Below are 1,980 nucleotides of genomic sequence, written 5' to 3'. Positions count from 1 at the left end.
TTTATTCTCATTGGATAAGATTAGAGAAATGCTTAAAGCAGATAAATTTTCAGAGGAAGCTGAAATTAGTTTAGGTACTGATATGCCTTTAAGTTTAACCCTTACCATGGTAACTGGTGACGGTAAACTCAGTTTCTTGCTTGCTCCTAGATTAGAAACAGATGAATAATTTCATTTGTTTTAACCTTTTTTTATTTTTTCAAATACAATTTTAGAGATGGTATTAAGTGGATCAATTTTATAAGGAATTGCGTAAAATTCAAAAAAAAGAGCGTAATAATGCAACTTTAGCTCGTGTAGAAGAAGATTTTTATAATCAGATTCATGAGTATTTAGATGTGTTAAGACAAGAAGCAATTAGGGATCCATTTTCTAATGTTCATGGAATGCTTAAGGAAGCCCAAATCATCGCTACTGAGATTTGTGAGAGAAGAGAACATAAGATAACTGATGCGGCTGTTGTAAATATTCACAGGTCTTATCATTTGTTTACAGGCAAACCTCAGTTTGACCTTGTTGATACGACTCCACTCAATTTAACCCCTGAAGAGGAAAAATTCTATTTTTCATTGATCGATACCTTAAGGAATCATAGAGGAAACATTTCTTTGGAAAAGCTCTCCGATGAGGATGATGAAAAAATCATAAAACCTAAAGAGATTCAAAAAAATACCCTAATCTCTGAGCCTCCAGAAGAAAAACAAGATGATGAGGTTTTAAATAGGCTTGATGAAATCAGCAAAGCAAAGCCAATCAAGGAAGAGCCAAGGGAACCCATTGAAAAGCAGATTTTGAAATCTAAAATCAAACAGGAATCAAAGCCTGTTCCAAAGGTTGAAAAAACTGAAAATATTGAAGACAATCCAAACGCTCAGGATGAATTTTTTGATTTTGAATCTAAAAAGGTTGCTAAGGATTCAGAACTTGTCACAATGTTGGTATTTGATGAAGTCGGACCTATTGTTGGTGTTGATGAAAAAGTTTATGGTCCATTCAGACCTCAAGATTTAGTGACATTGCCTTTGATAAATGCGAAAGTGTTTTTCAAAAATAGAAAAGGCCGTCAAGTTAAAATTTAACTATTTTTCCATTACATTTAAATAACTTGATTTATAGATATATTAATCGTATCTATTTGTGATAATAAAAAATTATATTTTATATAATTTGGATTTTTGCTACGTGTAGACTTGATGCGTTACAAGGTAGTTTGAATCTCTACGTTTTTTGTGATATAGATTGAGTTTAGATAAATTCATAGATAGATTTACAATGATTTATTAATTACGGTGAAAAAATGAAAATACCAAAAGAAAAAAGAACATACTGTCCTCACTGTAAAAGACACACTATGCATGAAGTTCACACTTCTAAAAAAAGGAAAGCTAGTGAATTAACCTGGGGACAAAGACAATTCAGACGTGTGACTGCTGGTTATAGAGGTTACCCAAGGCCTTTACCTGCCGGAAATAAACCTGTTAAGAAATTAGATTTAAGACTTAAATGTAAAGAATGTGGTAAATCTCACATTAAACAATCTTTCAGAACTGGAAAACCAGAATTTGTAGCTAAATAGGTGATTAATATGGTTAGTAAAGGTAGAGGAAACTTTTTAAAAGTTAAATGTTTAGATTGTGACAATGAACAAGTAATATTTGATCGTGCAGCTTCTGACGTAAAATGTATTATTTGTGGTAAAACTCTTGTCAAATCTCGTGGTGCTAAAGCAAAAATCACCGCACACATTGAAAAAGTTTTAAACTAGATTTTCTAGTTTTCAACTTATTATTTACTATTTTTTATAATTTTTATTAATGTTGGTGAGAGTATGGTAAGAAAAAGTCAAGAATGGCCTGATGAAGGGGAACTTATTGTAGGTACAGTTTATAAAGTTCTTAATTATGGGGCTTTTGCTAAATTAGAAGAATATCAGGGCAAAGAAGCTTTTATTCATATTTCTGAAGTATCTTCTGGTTGGGT

The 1,980-nt window shown here is 31.7% G+C and carries 4 protein-coding genes and 1 pseudogene; all 5 read left to right on the top strand.

Annotated elements, in window-relative coordinates; genetic code table 11:
• Positions 1 to 169 (top strand): annotated as a pseudogene (locus tag ACJROP_RS10245) (DNA polymerase sliding clamp); the annotation flags it as partial.
• A 58-nt stretch (positions 170 to 227) separates the two neighbouring features.
• Positions 228 to 1,079, top strand: a complete 852-nt coding sequence (locus ACJROP_RS10240; protein WP_406535368.1) for a hypothetical protein — start codon at positions 228 to 230, stop codon at positions 1,077 to 1,079.
• Between the two features lie 218 nt (positions 1,080 to 1,297).
• The gene (locus ACJROP_RS10235; protein ID WP_303345557.1) at positions 1,298 to 1,576 is read left to right on the top strand and encodes a 50S ribosomal protein L44e; all 279 of its coding nucleotides are present in this window, start codon (positions 1,298 to 1,300) and stop codon (positions 1,574 to 1,576) included.
• A 9-nt stretch (positions 1,577 to 1,585) separates the two neighbouring features.
• Positions 1,586 to 1,765, top strand: a complete 180-nt coding sequence (locus tag ACJROP_RS10230) for a 30S ribosomal protein S27e (protein WP_067044971.1) — start codon at positions 1,586 to 1,588, stop codon at positions 1,763 to 1,765.
• Between the two features lie 63 nt (positions 1,766 to 1,828).
• The coding region (locus ACJROP_RS10225; RefSeq protein ID WP_295610692.1) for a S1 RNA-binding domain-containing protein at positions 1,829 to 1,980 on the top strand (152 nt) is incomplete at its 3' end.

The sequence above is a fragment of the Methanobrevibacter sp. genome, from assembly GCF_045220775.1.
Taxonomy (GTDB): domain Archaea; phylum Methanobacteriota; class Methanobacteria; order Methanobacteriales; family Methanobacteriaceae; genus Methanocatella.
This window is presented reverse-complemented; position numbering and strand designations above follow the sequence as displayed.